At 44.4% G+C, this 18,974-nt stretch carries 16 protein-coding genes; 7 read left to right on the forward strand and 9 right to left on the reverse strand.

Features of this window, described 5'->3' with window-relative positions; translation table 11 throughout:
* Positions 1-10: 10 nt before the first annotated feature.
* Both AB4371_RS12280 and AB4371_RS12285 read right to left on the reverse strand, forming a co-directional pair.
* Positions 11-913 (reverse strand): urea transporter, encoded by a 903-nt coding sequence (locus AB4371_RS12280; RefSeq protein ID WP_136978705.1) that lies wholly within the window; start codon positions 911-913, stop codon positions 11-13.
* A gap of 82 nt (positions 914-995) precedes the next feature.
* Positions 996-1,655, reverse strand: coding sequence for a pyridoxamine 5'-phosphate oxidase family protein (locus AB4371_RS12285; RefSeq protein ID WP_004730023.1), 660 nt, complete (start codon positions 1,653-1,655; stop codon positions 996-998).
* A gap of 90 nt (positions 1,656-1,745) precedes the next feature.
* Here AB4371_RS12285 and AB4371_RS12290 point away from each other — a divergent pair, with 90 nt between their 5' ends.
* Positions 1,746-3,203: a PLP-dependent aminotransferase family protein gene (locus tag AB4371_RS12290; protein ID WP_136978701.1), complete on the forward strand. Its 1,458-nt coding sequence runs from the start codon at positions 1,746-1,748 to the stop codon at positions 3,201-3,203.
* Between the two features lie 46 nt (positions 3,204-3,249).
* Here AB4371_RS12290 and yjeH read toward each other — a convergent pair whose 3' ends face one another.
* Complete coding sequence (yjeH, locus tag AB4371_RS12295; protein WP_136978699.1) at positions 3,250-4,518, reverse strand: L-methionine/branched-chain amino acid transporter; 1,269 nt, start codon at positions 4,516-4,518, stop codon at positions 3,250-3,252.
* Between the two features lie 254 nt (positions 4,519-4,772).
* On the opposite strand from yjeH, the gene AB4371_RS12300 reads away from it, so the two are divergent.
* From AB4371_RS12300 to AB4371_RS12310, 3 genes are all read left to right on the forward strand, one after another.
* Positions 4,773-5,234 (forward strand): Lrp/AsnC family transcriptional regulator, encoded by a 462-nt coding sequence (locus AB4371_RS12300; protein WP_017061781.1) that lies wholly within the window; start codon positions 4,773-4,775, stop codon positions 5,232-5,234.
* Positions 5,228-6,148, forward strand: a complete 921-nt coding sequence (locus AB4371_RS12305; protein WP_372149848.1) for a LysR family transcriptional regulator — start codon at positions 5,228-5,230, stop codon at positions 6,146-6,148. Before AB4371_RS12300 ends, AB4371_RS12305 begins: the two co-directional genes overlap by 7 nt.
* Before the next feature lie 127 nt (positions 6,149-6,275).
* A complete protein-coding gene (locus tag AB4371_RS12310) occupies positions 6,276-6,890 on the forward strand; it encodes a LysE family translocator (RefSeq protein WP_017061779.1) in 615 nt (204 codons plus the stop codon).
* 393 nt (positions 6,891-7,283) lie between these two features.
* On the opposite strand, the gene AB4371_RS12315 is transcribed toward AB4371_RS12310, so the two are convergent.
* Positions 7,284-8,447 (reverse strand): alpha/beta hydrolase, encoded by a 1,164-nt coding sequence (locus AB4371_RS12315; RefSeq protein WP_372149851.1) that lies wholly within the window; start codon positions 8,445-8,447, stop codon positions 7,284-7,286.
* Between the two features lie 53 nt (positions 8,448-8,500).
* A complete protein-coding gene (locus AB4371_RS12320) occupies positions 8,501-8,731 on the reverse strand; it encodes a hypothetical protein (RefSeq protein WP_004730036.1) in 231 nt (76 codons plus the stop codon).
* A 273-nt stretch (positions 8,732-9,004) separates the two neighbouring features.
* On the opposite strand from AB4371_RS12320, the gene hcp reads away from it, so the two are divergent.
* Together hcp and AB4371_RS12330 are read left to right on the forward strand one after the other, a co-directional pair.
* A complete protein-coding gene (gene hcp, locus AB4371_RS12325) occupies positions 9,005-10,666 on the forward strand; it encodes a hydroxylamine reductase (protein WP_004730037.1) in 1,662 nt (553 codons plus the stop codon).
* A 119-nt stretch (positions 10,667-10,785) separates the two neighbouring features.
* Positions 10,786-11,841, forward strand: coding sequence for a 2Fe-2S iron-sulfur cluster-binding protein (locus tag AB4371_RS12330; protein WP_372149853.1), 1,056 nt, complete (start codon positions 10,786-10,788; stop codon positions 11,839-11,841).
* 245 nt (positions 11,842-12,086) lie between these two features.
* On the opposite strand, the gene AB4371_RS12335 is transcribed toward AB4371_RS12330, so the two are convergent.
* A complete protein-coding gene (locus AB4371_RS12335) occupies positions 12,087-13,523 on the reverse strand; it encodes a glyceraldehyde-3-phosphate dehydrogenase (RefSeq protein ID WP_372132503.1) in 1,437 nt (478 codons plus the stop codon).
* 966 nt (positions 13,524-14,489) lie between these two features.
* Here AB4371_RS12335 and AB4371_RS12340 point away from each other — a divergent pair.
* Complete coding sequence (locus AB4371_RS12340) at positions 14,490-17,081, forward strand: ATP-binding protein (protein WP_372149856.1); 2,592 nt, start codon at positions 14,490-14,492, stop codon at positions 17,079-17,081.
* Here AB4371_RS12340 and AB4371_RS12345 read toward each other — a convergent pair.
* The 3 genes from AB4371_RS12345 to AB4371_RS12355 all read right to left on the reverse strand — a co-directional run bounded on the left by AB4371_RS12345 (position 17,078) and on the right by AB4371_RS12355 (position 18,623).
* The gene (locus AB4371_RS12345; protein WP_048659065.1) at positions 17,078-17,314 is read right to left on the reverse strand and encodes a hypothetical protein; all 237 of its coding nucleotides are present in this window, start codon (positions 17,312-17,314) and stop codon (positions 17,078-17,080) included. The genes AB4371_RS12340 and AB4371_RS12345 overlap by 4 nt on opposite strands.
* 170 nt (positions 17,315-17,484) lie before the next feature.
* On the reverse strand, positions 17,485-18,111 hold the full coding sequence (locus AB4371_RS12350) for a D-Ala-D-Ala carboxypeptidase family metallohydrolase (protein WP_372149860.1): 627 nt from the start codon (positions 18,109-18,111) through the stop codon (positions 17,485-17,487).
* Between the two features lie 197 nt (positions 18,112-18,308).
* Positions 18,309-18,623, reverse strand: a complete 315-nt coding sequence (locus AB4371_RS12355) for a DUF496 family protein (RefSeq protein ID WP_004742367.1) — start codon at positions 18,621-18,623, stop codon at positions 18,309-18,311.
* Positions 18,624-18,974 lie beyond the last annotated feature (351 nt).

Here is an 18,974-nt window from a genome sequence, read left to right on the forward strand (position 1 = left end):
CTATTCAGAGCTAACTTATGGTTCGTTTATGGATCAGGCTGGACAAGTAAACCATCCCCCAAGTACTCAAAATGAAAGGGGCGGTGAGTGGTAACAGTGACAGTTCATGAAAACCAAGTGTGATGAGACAGCTTAACAGCATGCCTAATAGGATTAACGGCCAACGGATTCGCGGATAGGGCACAAGTGCTAAAGTGGCAAGAATGGCGTTGTACCCGTAAAGACCTTGGGCTACCAGTTCGTTAGAAGCGCCAATCAACCCGCTAAATACGGTGCTAATTATTACTGCGAGCATAACCCAAATGGCATGCTTGATATTGTTGAGTGCGATGGCGACTAAGATAACGAGCCCCGACAATGCATTTTCGATGAAGCTGACTTGGCTTATTCCCTTTAACAACGGGATAATCACTGGCGGCAGTTTAAACCACGAGTTAGCCTCAATACTGATTAGTGGTGTCAGTGCGGAATCAGGTGCAGAAAATGCCGATAGATCCAAGGTTGATTGGATAGCATAAATCAGCCAAGAGGTGAGGATAAAGGCGCTAGTGTAACCGCGATACTTCTTAAAGCTAAACACGATCTTGGCGATGGGTACGGTTATCAGCGAGCCGAGGGCTACTACTATAATCAGCCACCCATTGACTTCAAAAAAATTCCCGATGAACAAAGCAATCAGTGCACCATTTAGCGCATACATGCCATTCTCAATATCATGAGACGGTTTATTGGTCAGTAAGGCAAATCCGTAGCTGCAACTCGCACCGAATAAGGTAAGAAAAGCCAGTGCAAGTGACTCAATAGAAATGGCAAGTAATAGCAGAAGCGACGTCATAACAGACGGTGTGAAATAGACTTGCCCAATGCCATTGAGCAAGCCTTGAAATGGTTGAATATCCTTATTCGTTCTCATCGTCTGATTACATTATTGAGTCATGTTAAATTTTTGTAAGTCAGATTGTATACAATTTTATCAAGTTCACCATCTTTGTGTATCAATTCTGATACCAGCGCTCACCATAGGCTTGTTGGTAATCTGGTGTTTCAATGATGCCTTCTTGCTCTGGAACCGTTTCTAATGGCCCTACGACCGTTCGATAAGGTAATACGCCAGCCCATACTGGGATATCCATATCAGTCTTATCATCATTCACGCCATGTTTACCAATCTTCACGGAGGCTTCCGTTAAAGGTATCGCCAATAGCTCGGTTGCGGTGAGCTCTTTCTCATTACTGAGCCTTACTTCATCGGTTCTGCCCGGCGCGATTTGCTCAATAAAGATATTTAACAAGCGATCCTTTTCTTGGTTGTCATCGATGACTGAAAATGACCCCAATACCACAGCAGAACGATAATGCGCACTGTGATGAAATGCCGAACGGGCCAACACCCAACCATCGAACAAAGTGAACGTCAAGCAGGTTGGATCTCCCTTTTTCAGACCTCTCAATAAGCGACTGTTTTTGGCCCCATGAATGTAGACCATGTCATCGACTCGCCACGCGAGCATCGGGATAACCATTGGCCCTTGTTCGCCCTGCAATGCAATGTGTGCGATTAAGCTCTCATCAATAATTTGGTGCAGTTTCTCTTGTTCAAATACGGCTTTGTGAGCCCCTTTTTTAATCGTGGTTCTTTTCGTGTTAGATAACATAATCGCTCCTTAATCATTGCCTTTTGATTAATGTAGCGATTAACTGGTCTCTTAAATAGAGCCACTTTTAAACGCTATTTGGATCCAGTTATGCAGCCTATTGATGTCGGTGATCTACAGTTAGACGAACAACACGACACGCGCCAAACCGCCTTGTTTCACGCGATCAGAGAGAAGATCGTTCACGATTTATGGAGTAAGGGCAGTAAGTTACCTTCAACACGTAAGTTGGCCGTCGAGTTATCGGTGAGTCGAAATACGGTGATCTACGCGTACGAACAACTGGTTACCGAAGGTTATATCGAGAGCAAGCAAGGTTCAGGGTTTTATGTGTCGGTTGAACAGCCCGAGCACTTCCTAAGTTTGTCTCAGCCAAACAGTGTTCAGGATGCACAGGTTAGGCACGTAATAAGTAAGCCGAGTGCAAACATAGTGACACCTAACGACATTAACCGCAGTTTTGCCCCCGGAGTGCCTGACTTAGATGCATTCCCTTATGCGAAATGGCAGAGGTTGCTGCAACGCCACTCTACACGTCAGAACATTGCAGGCAATCAAGAGGTTCAGGGAAGCTTGGTCTTGAGGGAAGCGCTGAGCGGGTATCTGGCAAGCAGTCGTTCCGTTCATTGCAGTGCCGATAGAATCATCATCACCGCTGGTGCGCAGCAAGCCATCTCAATTGGTTTGATGGCAACGTTAGAGATGGGCGACAAAATCCTTGTGGAAGAGCCCGGCTATCGACAAGTGCATAAAATTATCGATCTATTGAGGCTAGAGCTAGACGGTGTGAGTGTGGGTGAAAAGGTTGGGTTAGATATTGAAAAAGTGTTGTCCAGTAATGCTAAAGCTCTCTATGTCACGCCGAGTAATCAATACCCAATGGGCACGACCCTCAATACTGAGCAACGCCTCAAGTTGATCGATTGGGCTAACAAACATCAGTCATGGATCATTGAAGATGACTACGACAGTGAGTTCCAGTTTGCTCATCGCCCTTATACCAGCATGCAAGGTTTGGCGGGTAAGTTAGGGTTCGATGATCGCATCATCTATGTCGGCTCTCTGAGTAAGGTGATGTTCAATGGCCTCCGATTAGGTTATTTAGTAGTGCCAGAAAGTCTGGTGGCGAAGTGTCTTGAGATTAAAGACGCGCTCACGGGAGACACGGCGTCTCATACACAAGAAGCTTTGGCGGATTTTGTTCGCGAAGGCGATTTATTGCGTCATATTAGAAAGATGCGTCGTTCATACAAACTCAAGCATGAAGCGATGATAGAAGCGATTAAAAGTGAGTTCCATGGCGATCTTGAAGTGATCAGTCAAGCGGCAGGGCTACACGTGACCGTAAAGTGGTATCAAGGCATATCTGAACATGAGTGGAGCCGTAGAGCAGAGCTTGAAAATATCATCATTCGTCCTTTTGACTTTTATGAATATGGGTCAAGTGATGCTCGTGATTGGAGTGGGGCGGTGTTGGGGTTTGGAAATATCCGTTTGGTTGAGATAAAGCCGAAGATCAAACAGATCGCTCGGCTTTTTTATCAGTAATATTGGTAGGGCTTGCTTACAGTGTGTCGATTCATCATTAATCGAGTTATAACTTGTCGACAGAAACGGTTTTACCTTTACCTAGCCACTTACGCCAAGGGAGTGACAATGTCACAAAAATAGTGACGGCATAGAGCATCGACCAGCTTAAACAGATAAACACCAAGGTACAGATGACCAGTGAGAGCATGGCGGTGTATCTCGATGCGCCAGTCAGTAATCGGCAAGCCGCTAACATTGCAAGCAGATAAACCAGAACGAAAATACCGTTGGCGAGTTTAAGAAAGAATTCGAGATCGAGATTAGACAACTCACCAATCACACATGAAATAAGCGCAATAAAGCCGATTGCTAAGGTTGGATAAAGTGGTACGCCACGGCTGTTGAGCTGCGCCATTTTACTGGTAGGAGTGTGTTGGCGAGCTTGAGCCCAGATCATACGAGACAAGCTTTGTGTGTAAAGGTTTAGGCTAGCAAAACAAGCAAAGAACCCCAGCACGCTGATGACGGTTTTGAAGCCATTACCAAACAGTTGTTCTGTTACCCAAGGGATGGATGCGGCATCGAATTCAGATGAACCGAAAGCACCCAGCTTAAGAATCACTACTGAACAAGCCCAGTACACTAGCCCCGCAACAAAACAGCCTGCAATGATGGCGATTGGGAAGTCACGTTGTGGATTTTTGAATTCCTCTCCCATGTGAGCAAAAGCTTCTATTCCGACAAAGCACCAAAACATGACAGCTAAAGCAGCGCCGATAGACCACATTGAATTGGATGAGATGGCAGGAAGAGCAACATCGGTTGCCGTGATGTCGGCTTTCCAAACAAAAGCGCTGACTAAGGCAAAAATCGACAATGCGATCACGGTTTGCAGTCGGCCAGAAGATTTACTGCCCATCAAATTGACGGCAATAAGCAGGGCGACGGTAAAGGATTGAGCACCAAGTGGTGTATCGAGAGGTGCGGGTAACAATTGTTGAGCAAAACCACCAGCCAGTGCAATGGCCGCTGGAATACCGACAGGAATAACACTCACAAACAACCACGCCACGCTTGTTTCTAATCGCTCGCTAAACGCCTGGCGCACAAAATAGGCAGTACCACCTGCATTCGGGTAGCGTTTTCCTAATGATGCGAAGGTCAGTGCAATCGGGCAAATAGCGATAAACAGGATTAACCAAGCGAGAAGAGACAACTGTCCTGCAATGCCTGCTGCGATCGCAGGGATCATAAATAATCCAGTGCCTAGCAAGGTCGTCGAGAGTTGTCCGATTCCTGAAATAAGCGTGATTTCTTGTTTGAGTTGTGTCATTCGCTCTCCTAGCTATTTGATTCTGGTCACGGTCTTCCAGTAACTTTCTTCTGGTGTGTGAGAAGTTATGATTGAGAGCATACATTGTTGACATCAATAATACAGCTAGCGAAACGTCGTAAGACACCGTCATTTTAACGGTATTAATCCGATTCAGAGTGAAAGTGTCGGCTGTCAGAATGGCTGTTATAAGTAGGAAAGTTGTGTCAAATTAGGCGTTATAAATAGAACAATAAATGAAAAGAATCAGAAGCATGGATAAATTTGATCGCCAGATTTTGGATATTCTCAAAACCAATGCACGATGCTCAGTGAGCGATATCGCCCGAGATGTCAGCCTCTCGCGCTCAGCGGTGAACGCCAGAATCAAGAAACTGGAAAGCGACAAAGTGATTACGGGCTACTGCGCTCAAGTGGCAGAACCCAACCAAACGAAGAATGTGTGCGCTTATATCTTGTTGAAGTTCGACATGTCGAGTAGTGACCATAGTTGTGAGTCTTACGCGAAACAAATCCAGAGTATTGATGAGGTGCAATGGTGCCACTCTATTAGCGGTGAGACAGATATGATGTTGTACGTGGAAGTGGAAAGCATGGAGAGCTTGAACCGAGTTCGCGATCAGCTGCAAAGTTACCCGGATCTTCGCCACTTAATGACTCATACGGTTTTGACCGAGTTTTTCAACAAACAGAATGCGACGGTGCATTCATGTTAGGCAATATCAACTTAAACCTACTGCGTTCACTGCATGTACTTCTTGAAGAGTGTCATGTGAGCCGTGCCGCCCAACGTTTGCATATCACACAATCCGCGGTGAGCCGTCAGCTCAGCCAGTTACGTGATTTGTGTGGCGACCCTTTGCTGGTCCGTGACGGCAACAAACTGGTGCCGACCAACCGTGCATTGCTACTCAAAGGTAAACTCGACGACCTGCTTGGCGAGTTTGACCACCTGTTAGATGATAAACCCTTCGAGCCGCAAGACTGGCAGGGTGAATTGGTGTTGTCTTCGAGTGATTATGTCGCTCAGTATATTCTTCCTGTGATTGTGGCAGAGGTGTCTGCTGAAGCGCCGAACATTAATTTGGCTTATCGATTGTGGCAGCCAAACTACCTTGAAGCACTGAACGAGTCTGGGATTCATTTGGCTTCCAGTATGTTTCCCATAAAGCCAGAACATGTCTCAAGTATCAAACTTGGTGAAGATAAGTCGGTGTGTTTGATGCGAAAGTCGCACCCGCTGGCTCAACAAGCGGTTTTGAGTGCAGAAGATATTGTTCACTACTCTCACATCAAAGTGACGGGTGGTGGAGATAAAGACAGTTACGCGGACATAGCATTGAAGAAGCGAGGGCTGAAGCGAAGAGTGGCTTTACAGGTTCCGTTCTTTTCATCTGCTGGTACTGTGTTATTGCAAGACGACTATCTGATGATCGTGCCAGAACATATCGCCTATAACCTAGGTCGACACCTCGATACTACCTACTTTTCGTTGCCATTTGATACGGAAATGCATACCTATTGGTTAATGTGGCATCCTAAATATGACAACGACTCTGCCCACAAATGGGCGCGAGAAAAAGCATTCCAAGCCATGCAAAAGTCGAGTTACAATATCAGTATGACTTGAAATCATAGGTGTGATGATAATCTTTGATTTCAAATAATACCTCCTGCGAATTATGGTAAGTGCCAAGTATTGAGTATTAAGCGTAGAGCGTTCAGCTGGAACGCTTTATTTTATTAGGAATGGAATGATGACAGTAACAATTTGGTTTTCTTTATTAGCGATTTGCTTGTTGGGTGCAATGTCTCCGGGCCCAAGCTTGGCGATGATCGCTAAACACAGTTTGGCTGGTGGCCGTATGAACGGGCTTATCGCAGCTTGGTCACACGCTGCTGGTATCGGTATTTATGCGTTCGCAACCATTGTTGGTTTAGCCGTTGTGCTTGAGCAATCCCCAATGTTATTTAAAGGTATTAGCTTAGCGGGGGCTGCTTATCTGCTTTATCTTGGCGTTAATGCGTTACGTTCGAAAGGTGGTGTTGCCGCGAAATTAGAAGCGGGTGAAAAGATGAGTTACATGCAGTCTGCTCGTGAGGCTTTCTTGATCTCTATCTTGAGCCCAAAGATCGCATTGTTCTTCATCGCTCTGTTTAGCCAATTTGTAGCGCTAGGTAATGAACTGACCAATCAAGTGATTATTGTCTCAACGCCGCTGATTGTCGACGGCCTTTGGTACACCTTTATCACCTTGGTACTGTCTAGCCCGTTGATTGTTGAACGTATTCGCTCGAAAGCTCAGTTGATTGATCGACTATCTGGCGTGGTGCTGATCCTGCTTGCTGTTCGCGTGGTGTGGACGATATAGCAGTAAACGATAAGAATAAGTAACTAGGGTCTGTTAACTTTTAGTGGTTAAATTTTGTTCGAGATAGAATCGTTTTAGGCGCGGCAAGGAGTATGTAGCCTAGTCATTCTAAGTTAATACTTCTTAACAAAGCATAAAACGATTCTAGCCGAACCCTTCGGGCAGCCTTTGTGGTTCATTTCTACTGCGTTATCGGCTTCTCATGTAGGCTAGCTACACTTCAAAGCCTCTGCCTTGTAGAAATTCCCCACAAAGTGCTGCAAAAATCAGCTCTAAAGGTCAACAGACCCTAGACGTTCACCAGAAACGACACTCATTAAAAAAGGCTCACTAGACGTTATCTAGTGAGCCTTTTTGATTTCTCTGGATTAGCTTTTGGAAGACTTGAGCTTATTAGCCTTCAGAGTTCAGTACGGTATCTAGCTTCGCCATCGAGTCTGAGAAGTAGGGGTTGTAGGTCAAACGCGCATGGTTCTTCCCTTCTTCACGATAGCCCCAAGCTGAGTACCAAACCTCACTGGTTGCATTGCATTGTTCTTCAAACCCTTCTGCCTGACCATTGGAGCAAATCTTCTCGCTACCATTGATTCCGTAATAAGGGTTGTTTGGTGAGAACAGTAAGCCCATGTGAGAGCCGTTCGAGATGCGTTGCTCTGGGATCTTCATGCTGTACTGAACAGCGCGAGGATCCTCGAGAGTCGTCTCTCCTTGCCAAACCAACACATTGTTTGGATTCGGCATAGATTCAGTAAAGGCTTGCTGAACGTAGTTGGTGTCAATCACGCTGTCGCCTTCACTCATCATAATAAAAACTGGTTTATCGAAGTGTTTATCTTGTAAGTCACCACGTACGACTTCTGATGTCTCGTAGTAAACCGATGCACCATTCATTGGCAACGAGTTGTAACGCAACACATTGTCTTCAGGATCTTGATCCGCCCAAGTGACAAAGTAGCTTGCTAGTCCCGCGTATTGAACGGCAGACGAGCTCGGTTGAAACGCAGGTGAGAACAGCAGTAACCCAGAGATCTTTGGATCGTTCATCGCCTGTGAAGTCACGAGGTTCGCGCCGGTTGAATAGCCGCCTAGCCAAACAGAATCATACTCTTGCTTAAGTAACTTGGTATGGTGAGCGACCACACCTTGCCAATCTTCTAAGCTCGGTTGCATTAGGTCACCCACACGACTGCCGTGACCAGGAAGTAAAACCGTTCTTACCAAATAACCTTGTTCGGCCAAATGGGTAGCGATGTCTTTAAACGAATAGGGTGAATCACCTAGTCCATGGACCAATAACACTGCCTTGCCATTAGGTTCGGTAGGTTTGTATTCAGTCGGGGAGTTCAGTTGAATCTCAAGCTGCTTGTCTTTTGTCATGAACACGCGGTTTTTCAGCAGCCAATCTTGGGTGTCATTGACGTAGGCATCAAAGCTATCTTGCTGATAGCTAGGCAAGTCTGGAGATGTTTCGTAAGCGGGTATAGTTGTCTCGTTGGAACAACCAACGAGACTTAAAGTCGTTAAGGCGAGCAGCGTTAGAATGGTATTTCTATGCATTTTTTAATGTTGTCTCTGTTGTGCTTTCACTGTGTTTGAAACTTAAGTTTAGATTACTTTTTGCTTGAAAGGTCTTCGTATTCACCTTCAATAACACCGGCATCACTGGTTGATGATTGACGTGTGTTCATGTGAGCTGCGAAACCCTGTTTCTTCATTTGATTCTGAATGCGTTTGCCAGTGATTAAAGCTGCAATAGCTAAAGGAATAGCAAGGATCAAGCTAGTGAATAACGCCAATAGGCCAGTAAACAACGCAACAATCGTAACTAATATATTTTTCATATTCATTCCTCTTTTTCTATGTTGTTACTATATCGCTTCTATTCTGAACGAAACATGAACACCACCAAATAATTCTAGAGAGTCACTATGACACAGGTGTGTGTGGATTGAGAGTTTATATGTAGTCATAATCACGCACTAAAATAAGGGAATAAAGGCAAGATCAATAAAATCAATGGGTTAAAAGTTGGCACGGTTGATGCTCTATAGGGTTTGGAATAAGTCACTGTAAGCAAAGTACTTACAGTTAACTAAAATATTACTGGAGCCCTTATGTTCTGTATTCAATGTGAACAAACAATTCAAACCCCAACCGTAAAAGGCTGTTCTTTCGCACAAGGTATGTGTGGTAAAACATCGGAAGTATCCGACCTTCAAGACGTGTTGGTGCATTCTCTTCAAGGTGTTTCTTTCTGGGCCAATTTAGGCCGCGCTTGCGATGTTATTGATACTGAAATTGACGAATGGGCACCAAAAGCGTTCTTCGCAACACTGACTAACGTTAACTTCGACCCTGCTCGTATTATCGAGTTTGCACAACAATCTCACGAGTTTAAGCAGCGTTTAGAGCAACAGGTACGTGCGGCTGCTACGTTGATCGGTTTTGAAATCCCAGCACTTTCGGCTGCTGCGCAATTCGATCTTCCTACAGATTCTTCAGAGCTATTGGCACTTGCCCCTCAAGCTGCGGTAAACCGTGGTCACGACTCTCAACATGAAGATGTGATTGGTCTTCGCCTTCTTTGCCTATACGGTCTAAAAGGTGCGGCAGCCTACATGGAGCACGCGCGTGTTCTTGGTCAAACTGACAATGCTATCTTTGCTGAATACCATGAAATCATGGCTTTCTTAGGTACAGACCCATCTGACCTAAAACAACTGCTAGATACGTCTATGCAGATCGGCTTGATGAACTACAAAGTCATGGAAATGCTGGATAAAGGTGAGACTGATACATTTGGTCACCCTCAACCAACAACCGTGAACGTGAAAACTAAGAAAGGCCACTGTATTCTTGTTTCTGGTCACGACTTGCATGATCTAGAAAAGATCCTTCAACAAACTGAAGGCAAGGGCATCAACGTTTACACCAACGGTGAGATGCTACCTGCACACGGTTACCCTGAACTGAACAAGTACCCACACCTTGCGGGTAACTACGGCAGCGCTTGGCAGAACCAGCAAAAAGAATTCGCTAACTTCCCTGGTGCCATCGTAATGACATCTAACTGCCTGCTTAACCCTGATGTAGGTTCTTACGCAGACCGTCTATTTACACGTAGCATCGTAGGCTGGCCGGGTGTTGATCACCTTGAAGGCGACGATTTCAGCGCAGTAATCGATTGTGCTCTTGCGCAAGAAGGCTTCAAACACGACGAGATCGAGCAAATGATCACTGTCGGTTTTGGTCGTAACGCACTGATGGAAGCGGCTCCGGCTGTTATCGAGCAAGTAAAAGAAGGCAACATCAAACACTTCTTCCTAGTCGGTGGTTGTGACGGTGACAAATCTGAACGTAGCTACTACACAGACTTCACAGCTCAAGCGCCAGAAGATTCAGTAATTCTGACACTTGCATGTGGTAAATTCCGTTTCAACAAAAACCAATTCGGCGACATTAACGGTATCCCACGTCTGTTAGATGTTGGCCAATGTAACGATGCTTACTCTGCGATTCAGCTTGCTATCGCACTGTCTCAAGAGTTTGATTGTGGTATCAACGAACTTCCGTTAACGCTGGTTCTATCTTGGTTCGAGCAAAAAGCGATCGTTATCCTGCTTACCCTGTTCGCTCTTGGTGTGAAAGGTATTTACACGGGCCCAACAGCGCCAGCTTTCCTAACAGAAAACCTATTAAAGATTATGCAAGACGAGTTCGATATGCGTTCTATCTCAACGCCAGAGCAAGATCTTAAAACAATCTTAGCGGCTTAATTTAAGCCAGCTCTAAGCCCCGTTGTTGTGACGTTTTTCTAAAACAGACGACGGCGGGGCTTTTTCGATTTAAATCTTTAGTCATTTAATCATCTAGTCATTAGCAAGGTACACGAACTATGTATGCATGGTCGGATAGCGATTCAATCAATTTAGTGTGTTTAAAGAAATGGCACGAGACGCCAGATACGGTCAGCTTTGAGCTTGGCAGCGTTCCACAAGACTTACATTTCAACTTTAAGCCGGGGCAATTTATTACTCTGGGTTTGGATATGCCGGCGAAAACGGATTACCGTGCTTATTCTGTAGCGTCTTGTCCTGAAGATAACCGCCTGAAGCTGACGGTAAAGCGTGTGGAAGGTGGTTTGGTTTCGAACTTTATTGTTGATGAACTTGATGAAGGTGATGAGGTTTCTGTATTGAAGCCTGCTGGTGCGTTTAACTGTATTGATTGCATGCCAACGACGACAAAAAAAGTAACGTTAGTGAGTGCGGGTTGCGGTATCACTCCTGTGATGGCGATGGCAAAGTATTGGTTGGCTCAAGGCAGTGATATTGAAATCGATTTTGTTCACATGGCACGTAATCGACGCGAGACCATCTACTTTGAAGAGCTCAACCAACTCGATGAGACACACGCTAACTTTAACCTTAAGTTGCTTCTGAAAGACAGTGAAGGAACAACTGCTCCCCAAGGTCGTCTAGACAAGAGCTGGTTGGTAACACTCAGCCCAGATATTTTAGACAGAACCGTATACTTGTGTGGGCCGGTTAGCTTTATGCAAGACATAGAGAACTACCTGAAAGAACTTGAGTTCAACATGGATAACTTCTACCAAGAAAGCTTTACTCCTGCTACTCAGGATGCTCAATCAGAAGCGTCAAACGCTGAAATTGCTGACGATACGAATAGTGCTGTTAAGGTATTTTTGCCTGCGTTCGGCGCTGAAGTTGAAGCGGAAACTGGCACACCACTCGCTGATTCATTAGAGAAAGCTGGTGTTCCGATTATTATTGCTTGTCGCAGTGGGATTTGTGGTTCGTGTAAGTGTAAAGTAACCAAAGGTTCGGTGGAATCAAGCAGCCAAGAGACTTTGACGCCAGAACAGATTGAGCAAGGTTATGTACTCGCGTGTTCGAGTGCGATTCAGTCAGATGTTGAGGTTGAGCTGTAACAGACGTGAAGTGAAGCTTTCCAAGAGTGACGAGGATAAAGTTCTTATCATAGCGATAAAAGTTAGCTTGCCAGATGTAAAAAGGCCACTTAGATCAGATAGAGAGAGCAGATCTAAGTGGCAACCTTCCTGTTTATACGGGGGAGTAAAACAAAAGGGGTTGCGAAGTCCATACAGACTTCGCAGATATAGTTATTATGTTGTGGAGCTTGTTGCGATGGACGTATCTACAAGAGCGAAGTTAATTAAACTTCTGGGTATGTCTTGTAGCGTACACCCATCATCTGTTCCATACAGTGAACAACTTGGCAGCTGTAGCCAAACTCGTTATCGTACCAAATGTACAGCACGGCACGGTTGTCTTGTGCGATAGTCGCCACACCGTCAACCACACCTGGGTGACGAGAGCCAACCAAGTCGGTAGATACAATCTCAGTCGAGTCTGTGTAATCAATTTGTGCAGACAAAGCAGAAGACAGCGCCATTTCACGCAGGTACTCGTTCAACTCTTCTTTGTTTGTGCCTTTCTCAAGGTTTAGGTTCGCAACTGCCATTGAAACGTTTGGCGTAGGAACGCGAATCGCATTACCTGTTAGCTTACCTTCCATTTCCGGCATCGCTTTTGATACTGCTTTAGCAGCGCCAGTCGATGTCAGTACCATGTTCAATGATGCAGCACGACCACGACGATCACCCGAGTGGAAGTTATCGATTAGGTTTTGATCATTGGTAAATGAGTGCACCGTTTCGATGTGACCAGACAGCACGCCAAACTTGTCGTGAACCGCTTTCAATACTGGCGTGATTGCGTTAGTAGTACAGCTTGCTGCAGAGATGATGGTGTCTTCTGGCTGAATAACATTTTCATTCACACCAAATACCACGTTCTTGATGTCGCCTTTACCAGGTGCAGTCAGTAGCACTTTCTTCGCACCGTTACACGCAACGTGTTGGCTCAGGCCTTCCACGTCACGCCATACGCCTGTGTTATCAACCACAAGTGCATTTTCAACACCGTAAGCCGTGTAATCCACTTCTTCTGGTTTGTTTGCGTAGATAACTTGGATGAAGTTACCGTTAACGATGATCGCTTTGCGTTCTTGGTCTACAACAATGCTGCCGTTGAATTGGCCGTGTACAGAGTCACGACGAAGCAGGCTTGCACGTTTTTCTAGGTCGCCATCTTTGCCGCCGCGTACAACGATTGCACGTAAACGCAGTGGGTACCCCGGGCCACTTTTCTCGATCAACAGACGAGTGAGCAGTCGGCCAATACGACCAAAACCGTACAATACAACGTCACGAGGTTCTGTCATTGCATCGCCTTCAAGCGATTCGATAAGTGCAGTTTGTAGGAAATCATCCAACCCATGTGTGTGTTCGCGATCTTGCCAGAATGAATGCGCAAGGCGACCAACATCAATACGACATGGAGATAAGTCCATAGAGAGAAGGTGTTGAATAATAGGTTGAGTCTGTTCTGCTGTAAGAGGAGAACCAGTGTAACGTTTTGCGATGCGGTGAGCTTTGATGATGTCGATAGTTGTCGCGTTAACTAAGGTCTTACCAAAGAGGATAACTTCTACGCCTTTTTGACGGTATAACTGACCTAAAGTTGGAGCGATGGATTCAGCAATGGTTTGACTAGTTTGCCAATCTAGGAGGTGCTTTTCGGGACTCATCTTTACTCGGGACCTTTCACGTTAAGTTTCTGCATTCATGGCGGTTGTAGGGAAGCCAATCAGCATAGGGGATTTGAGGCATCAGTCTGTGGTCTTTATTGCCACTTAAATGTGCTGATATACCTTGTGTGTAACTTGTAATTTTTATGTGGCAGGATTGTAAGGTACGACGGGTTATTCTGCTAGGAAAAATAAATGCAGACAAAATGTCTGTAAATTGGCTTTATATTAGCCATAAATCAAGATTTGAACGTCGATAAAGACTATTGACTTTAATAATCTGTAGCACTTATTTTTCGTCAAAAAATACTCAATTCAAAGGATAATATGTAATACAGGTCATATTGAACATTAAAGGTGTGATCGCTAACTCAAGTTACACGTAAACAGTAAACGATAAATAAGGGAATTAACGAGTATTGATGTTTGACCTTTGAATAAGCCTAGCTTGAGTGTGAAAAGTGCATCACGCAAACGATTGGATGTCACAATTTTAACCTAACTATCCACTTTGTTAGCACGCAGAGTCATTATTCACAGTCTAGTTGAGCCGCAGAATGTGGATGTGTACTTGTTATGCCGGTGATAATAACTGGAGAAAACGTCTTTTGTTTACATTTTGCTCACTAAAACCTCGCTTGCTTACATCTCATTTGTAGAAACCTCCTCGAGTAGACCTCTCTCACGTAACGTTCACTTGTCTAAAATCGGCTTGTCTCAATCTCACTTAGTAAAGCAGACTCCTCCGCTTTAAAGCCCTGTTTTGGATGCCTGTTGATTCTAATTTTTCGTTCTGGGCTCAGAGTATCATTTGTTCATATCCAATTTGATCAATAACCCCCTGTTAATGTCCTATTCTTAATTTGGGCTAGGTAAATTACTTTCGGGAAGGGAGTCGTTATAAAAATGATAAATATGTCAATTAGATGGCGTCTTATTTTTCTTTCCACGGTTTCGGTACTCATTATGTTCGGGTTTACAGTGAATGAAGTGCTTAAGAACGATGAGAAGATGAATCACCTTGAAACAACGCGTATTAAGGTTGAAGCGCTTCAATCTTTTAATACCGTTTCCAGCGATGCTTATCGATGGTTGGTTCTGTCTAATGACTCTCCAGAGAAAGAGCTGCTGCTTTTAAAGCTGCAAGCTGATTTAGCTAGACTCGCTCAGTACGAGAAACAGCTTCGACAGTTCGACAGCAATTGGACTGTTGAACCACAGTTGGTTGAGCTTAAGAGTGTGTTAGCGAAACTCGCTCGCGTAACCTCCAGTATGAACAACGACGCAACACAGATTACGGACAACAACACGCAACTGGCAGAGCATGCTTTCGACTTGCTAAAAGGCGTGTTAATGGAGCTATCTGAATATCGCATTAACATCGTGGACGAAAAGATCAGTCAAGCTGACGCGATGTTTATCAATCTTACGCATTATGTGTTTTGGACTCAGAGAGAAGCGTGGTTAAGCTTCAGTTTGTATCGCTCGCCCGAGCTAAGAAATCAATATTTATTGAGCTATGTAGGTGCGCTAGAGAGGCAGCAACAGTTGCTTGATACATTTTTCCGCTCTGATACTCGTTCACCTGAAATTAGGCAACTGCTAAACGCGGTCGCCAAAGATGATTTTCAAGACAAATTTATATCTCGAATCCTCAAAGGGGACTTTTCATCACCCGAAATATATCAACACTTGAAAAGCTTAGAGGTTAAAAAACGGGCTATTTCAGACGCGATTGGCGCTTACACCAATCAAATACAGTTTGAACTGACCAAGAATATCGCGTTGCAGAAAAGGCAAACCTTGGTCATGACGTTGCTTATACTCATCGCTTCTGGTGTTTTGATGTGGCTTGGGGTTGCGACATCTCTGCGCTTAAACAGAAACCTGTCGATTATCTTGAAAGGTGTGTCGGAATGCGCTGATAGCTACGGCCAGCCAAAGGTGATTCGTATCCAAGGGAACGATGAGCTTGCCGAGTTCACTGAAACCCTAAATCGAGTGATGGAACGCAACTATCTGCACAACAAAGAGTTGATAACAGCAAAAGAAGACGCGATTTCGGCTAACAAAGCCAAAAGCGCATTCTTAGCAAATATGTCACATGAAATACGCACGCCACTTAACGGGATCATTGGCATGGCTGAGATCTTATCTCAAAGCCAACTGAGCCCAAATCAACAAGAAGTACTGGGGGATATCGAATCGTCCTCTCACTCTTTACTGGTGCTGCTGAATGACATACTCGACCTGTCTAAAATCGAGTCGGGTAACTTGATGTTGTCACCACACAATGCTGATTTGCGAGAAGCGGTTTATGACTCTGTGAGTGTGATTCAGTCGAAAGCGATAAGTAAGGATATTGAGATCGACATCAATATCGATTATCAAACGCCGTCACAACTGTTTTTCGATGAGTACCGCGTGAGACAGGTGCTGACCAATCTGCTTTCTAATGCCATCAAATTTACGTCTAAGGGCACAATTACAACTGACATTGCTTATACACCCATATCTATGGGCAGGGGCAAGCTTGAATGCAGCGTGTCTGATACCGGGATTGGGATTGAGACCGAGAAGTTAGAGTCCATATTTGAACCTTTCACTCAAGAAGATGGCAGCATTACCCGTCAATTTGGCGGTACGGGGTTAGGGCTTGCGATTTGTCGACAGCTTGTTGATTTGATGGGTGGTTACATTACCGCGCGTTCAGTGAAAGGAGAGGGCTCTACATTCACTTTTTGTTTGTATGTCGATGTTGTAGAAGCGCCTGTTCAAACTTTCGATAACCTGAGCCGAGCGACCATCATCTCGAACTCTTTCAATTACCTCGATCAGCTCGTTAAAGAGTGTGAGCGTTTGAATGTTCGAGCCAATGTGGTGTCATCCATTGCTGCCCTTAGTGAAAGTGTAAAAGAAAGTGACTTCATACTTTATTGTCATACCTTGCACCACTCTATGGAAAAAGATCTTGCGACGTTGAAGGTGATATATCCTCTTGCTCGCGTCATCGTTTGTCAGCATCACCTATTTAAAACCAACCTAATCAGAGAAACGGTCCACTCGACTCATACCTTGCCATTCTTGGGCCGACGTTTCTTAACCAGCTTACAATCTCTCGATGTGGGCGAAGAGCAAACGCCTCAAGTGGAAGCAAAAGATGAAGAAGTTCGCTCTCTGAATCGACGCATTTTGATCGTTGAAGACAATCTGATGAATCAAAAAATAGCGAGCTTCTTCCTTGAGCAAGCGGGTTATGAATATTTGATTGCCAGTAATGGCCAAGAAGCGGTGGACGTCATCACTCAAGGTGCTCAGTTTGATGCCATCTTAATGGACTGCATGATGCCTGTTATGGATGGTATAACGGCGACTCGTGCGATTCGACAGTGGGAAACCACTCAACAAGCTGCGCCACTACCCATTATTGCTTTGACCGCTAGTGTCCTGGAAGAAGACATCAAAGATTGTTTTGAAGCGGGCATGAACGCCTACTTGCCCAAACCTTATAAATCTCACCAGTTGTACGATCTTTTCAGTAGTCTTGATATCGTCTAGCGGACTTCTAAGCCAAGGTTGTATTGTGCAAGACAGCGACCTACATAACTGATTTTCAACAAGGCTGCGACTAAGATGGTGCTGATGTGGGCGACAATTTGAATCGGCAGTGAGAAGTGATTGGCCATTGGATAAGCAACTATAATACTGAGAAGCATAAGCAAGGTTGTGATAGCTAGACTGAAGTTTGAAACAGAAAGCAGAGTTTGAAAGCGTTGAGTCATCGTCTTCATATTGAATTCCTAATTGCTATTATTTTCTTTTGATACTTAGTAATAGCAATTAGCGTTCCATATTTAACTTTAAATAAATATCAATGGTTTAATCAAAATCCAGACATGGGTGGTGTCAAAAGGACATGATCAATTGATGTGTCTATTTGACTTTTTGGTGTCTTTTTAAGTTACCAGTTTCTGAAGCCGCAAGTGTCGATATGGAATCGAACGCCGGCGTACAGGCCTAACCCTACGTTATTCTTCTGCCCGTATTCAGCGTGAATTTTTTTGAGTTTAACGTGCAAATCTGCTCGAGAAATACCGTTGGCTGGGACAAGATCTAAGGCGCAGAACTCTAAGTGTTTACTTTGCAGGGCACCGCCAGCTTGTTGATTGTAGAGTTTTGAACGTTCACCAGAAACAGGAATAACCACACCGATTTCAGGCTCGATGTATTCTTGAATGTACTTCAAGGTGTTGATCATGTTGTGTACATGTTTTTTGTTGGGGAGGGTAAACAAGGTGGTGTTACTCATTGCCCAGTCTGTCCCTTGCAACAACACCAGATGTAAAGGCATGCTTTGTGTGATTCCCGCATCTTTGAGCTGTTGTCCGATCTCTCTTACTTGGTCTTCGGCGTGATTAAGCAACATCCAGCCACGAAATGCCGAGCGAGTCGGTACCTTGTAGCCATGAACATCCACCACGAGATCGTCATAAGTGATTTCGGTTTGTTCGGTATAAAGTTTCTCAAATTTTTCAGGGTAAGGTTGTGTCGTTGATAACGCCAAGGTAATCAGAATACTTCCGTACATAAAGTCTCTCCATCGCTAGTGTACACTCGTTATTTAGTTTGATACTGCTGTTGAGTTTCATTCATTTTGCTTAGGTACGCTTAAGCCTAGACGGTTAGGTTTAGATGCTTAAGTATAGACGCTGGAGTTTAGGTAAAAAAAACCCACTACTAAGAGTGGGTTACTAACATTGTTACAAGTAAATTAGCGAGGTTAGATTACTTCTTACCTTGGATTTGCTTGTCTTCTTCTGTCAGTTCACGAATGCGACGGCTGATGTCACGGCGAGCTTTAGAAATCTCAGCGCTCTTGATGATGTGGTCATCAACACGGTCTTCGTAGTCAGCTTTCATATTTTTGATAATGCCTAGGATCTCGTCGTGAGTCATCTCTGGCTTGATGTAATCAAGTAGGTTATCAAGAAGGTCGACACGCTTACGGTTGTCACGAACTTTCTTTTCGTTGTCTAAAAGTTCACGCTTAAGTTTGTTCTTACGTCGTGCTTGGTTAACAATTTCAAATACGCTGCTCATAGATTCCTTTTCCTATTCGTCAAATACGTTGTCTGCTTCTGATTAAAGCACATCAATTGATGATGTAACAGTCTTTAGATCAAAGCAAAAGTAAGGTTGTTTAATTATTCGTCACTCTCGCTGATGTGTGATTGTTTTTATCTTACCGTTCAAGTTAGTATCCCATGTAGATACTGCATTGATACGAAATGTGAAATGAATCAACAACAATTGGAAAACGAAGAATTGGACGACAATGTCACTGAATCTTCAGCAGAACAAAACAAGCTTCGTGATGCGTATGTACAAGAGCGTACTTATTTGGAAGTCGTGGAAATAGAGCTAAACCGTTCTCATAGACAGGATCTTAAG

The organism is Vibrio sp. 10N.261.51.A3 (assembly GCF_041471965.1).
GTDB lineage: Bacteria > Pseudomonadota > Gammaproteobacteria > Enterobacterales > Vibrionaceae > Vibrio > Vibrio crassostreae_C.

Coding starts and splice junctions, on each gene's coding strand:
- yjeH (WP_136978699.1), bottom strand. CDS start 4,518: ATGACACAACTCAAACAAGAAATCACGCTTATTTCAGGAATCGGACAA.
- AB4371_RS12345 (WP_048659065.1), bottom strand. CDS start 17,314: ATGAAGACGATGACTCAACGCTTTCAAACTCTGCTTTCTGTTTCAAAC.
- AB4371_RS12310 (WP_017061779.1), top strand. CDS start 6,276: ATGACAGTAACAATTTGGTTTTCTTTATTAGCGATTTGCTTGTTGGGT.
- AB4371_RS12350 (WP_372149860.1), bottom strand. CDS start 18,111: ATGTACGGAAGTATTCTGATTACCTTGGCGTTATCAACGACACAACCT.
- AB4371_RS12285 (WP_004730023.1), bottom strand. CDS start 1,655: ATGTTATCTAACACGAAAAGAACCACGATTAAAAAAGGGGCTCACAAA.
- AB4371_RS12320 (WP_004730036.1), bottom strand. CDS start 8,731: ATGAAAAATATATTAGTTACGATTGTTGCGTTGTTTACTGGCCTATTG.
- AB4371_RS12290 (WP_136978701.1), top strand. CDS start 1,746: ATGCAGCCTATTGATGTCGGTGATCTACAGTTAGACGAACAACACGAC.
- hcp (WP_004730037.1), top strand. CDS start 9,005: ATGTTCTGTATTCAATGTGAACAAACAATTCAAACCCCAACCGTAAAA.
- AB4371_RS12355 (WP_004742367.1), bottom strand. CDS start 18,623: ATGAGCAGCGTATTTGAAATTGTTAACCAAGCACGACGTAAGAACAAA.
- AB4371_RS12315 (WP_372149851.1), bottom strand. CDS start 8,447: ATGCATAGAAATACCATTCTAACGCTGCTCGCCTTAACGACTTTAAGT.
- AB4371_RS12330 (WP_372149853.1), top strand. CDS start 10,786: ATGTATGCATGGTCGGATAGCGATTCAATCAATTTAGTGTGTTTAAAG.
- AB4371_RS12335 (WP_372132503.1), bottom strand. CDS start 13,523: ATGAGTCCCGAAAAGCACCTCCTAGATTGGCAAACTAGTCAAACCATT.
- AB4371_RS12300 (WP_017061781.1), top strand. CDS start 4,773: ATGGATAAATTTGATCGCCAGATTTTGGATATTCTCAAAACCAATGCA.
- AB4371_RS12280 (WP_136978705.1), bottom strand. CDS start 913: ATGAGAACGAATAAGGATATTCAACCATTTCAAGGCTTGCTCAATGGC.
- AB4371_RS12340 (WP_372149856.1), top strand. CDS start 14,490: ATGTTCGGGTTTACAGTGAATGAAGTGCTTAAGAACGATGAGAAGATG.
- AB4371_RS12305 (WP_372149848.1), top strand. CDS start 5,228: ATGTTAGGCAATATCAACTTAAACCTACTGCGTTCACTGCATGTACTT.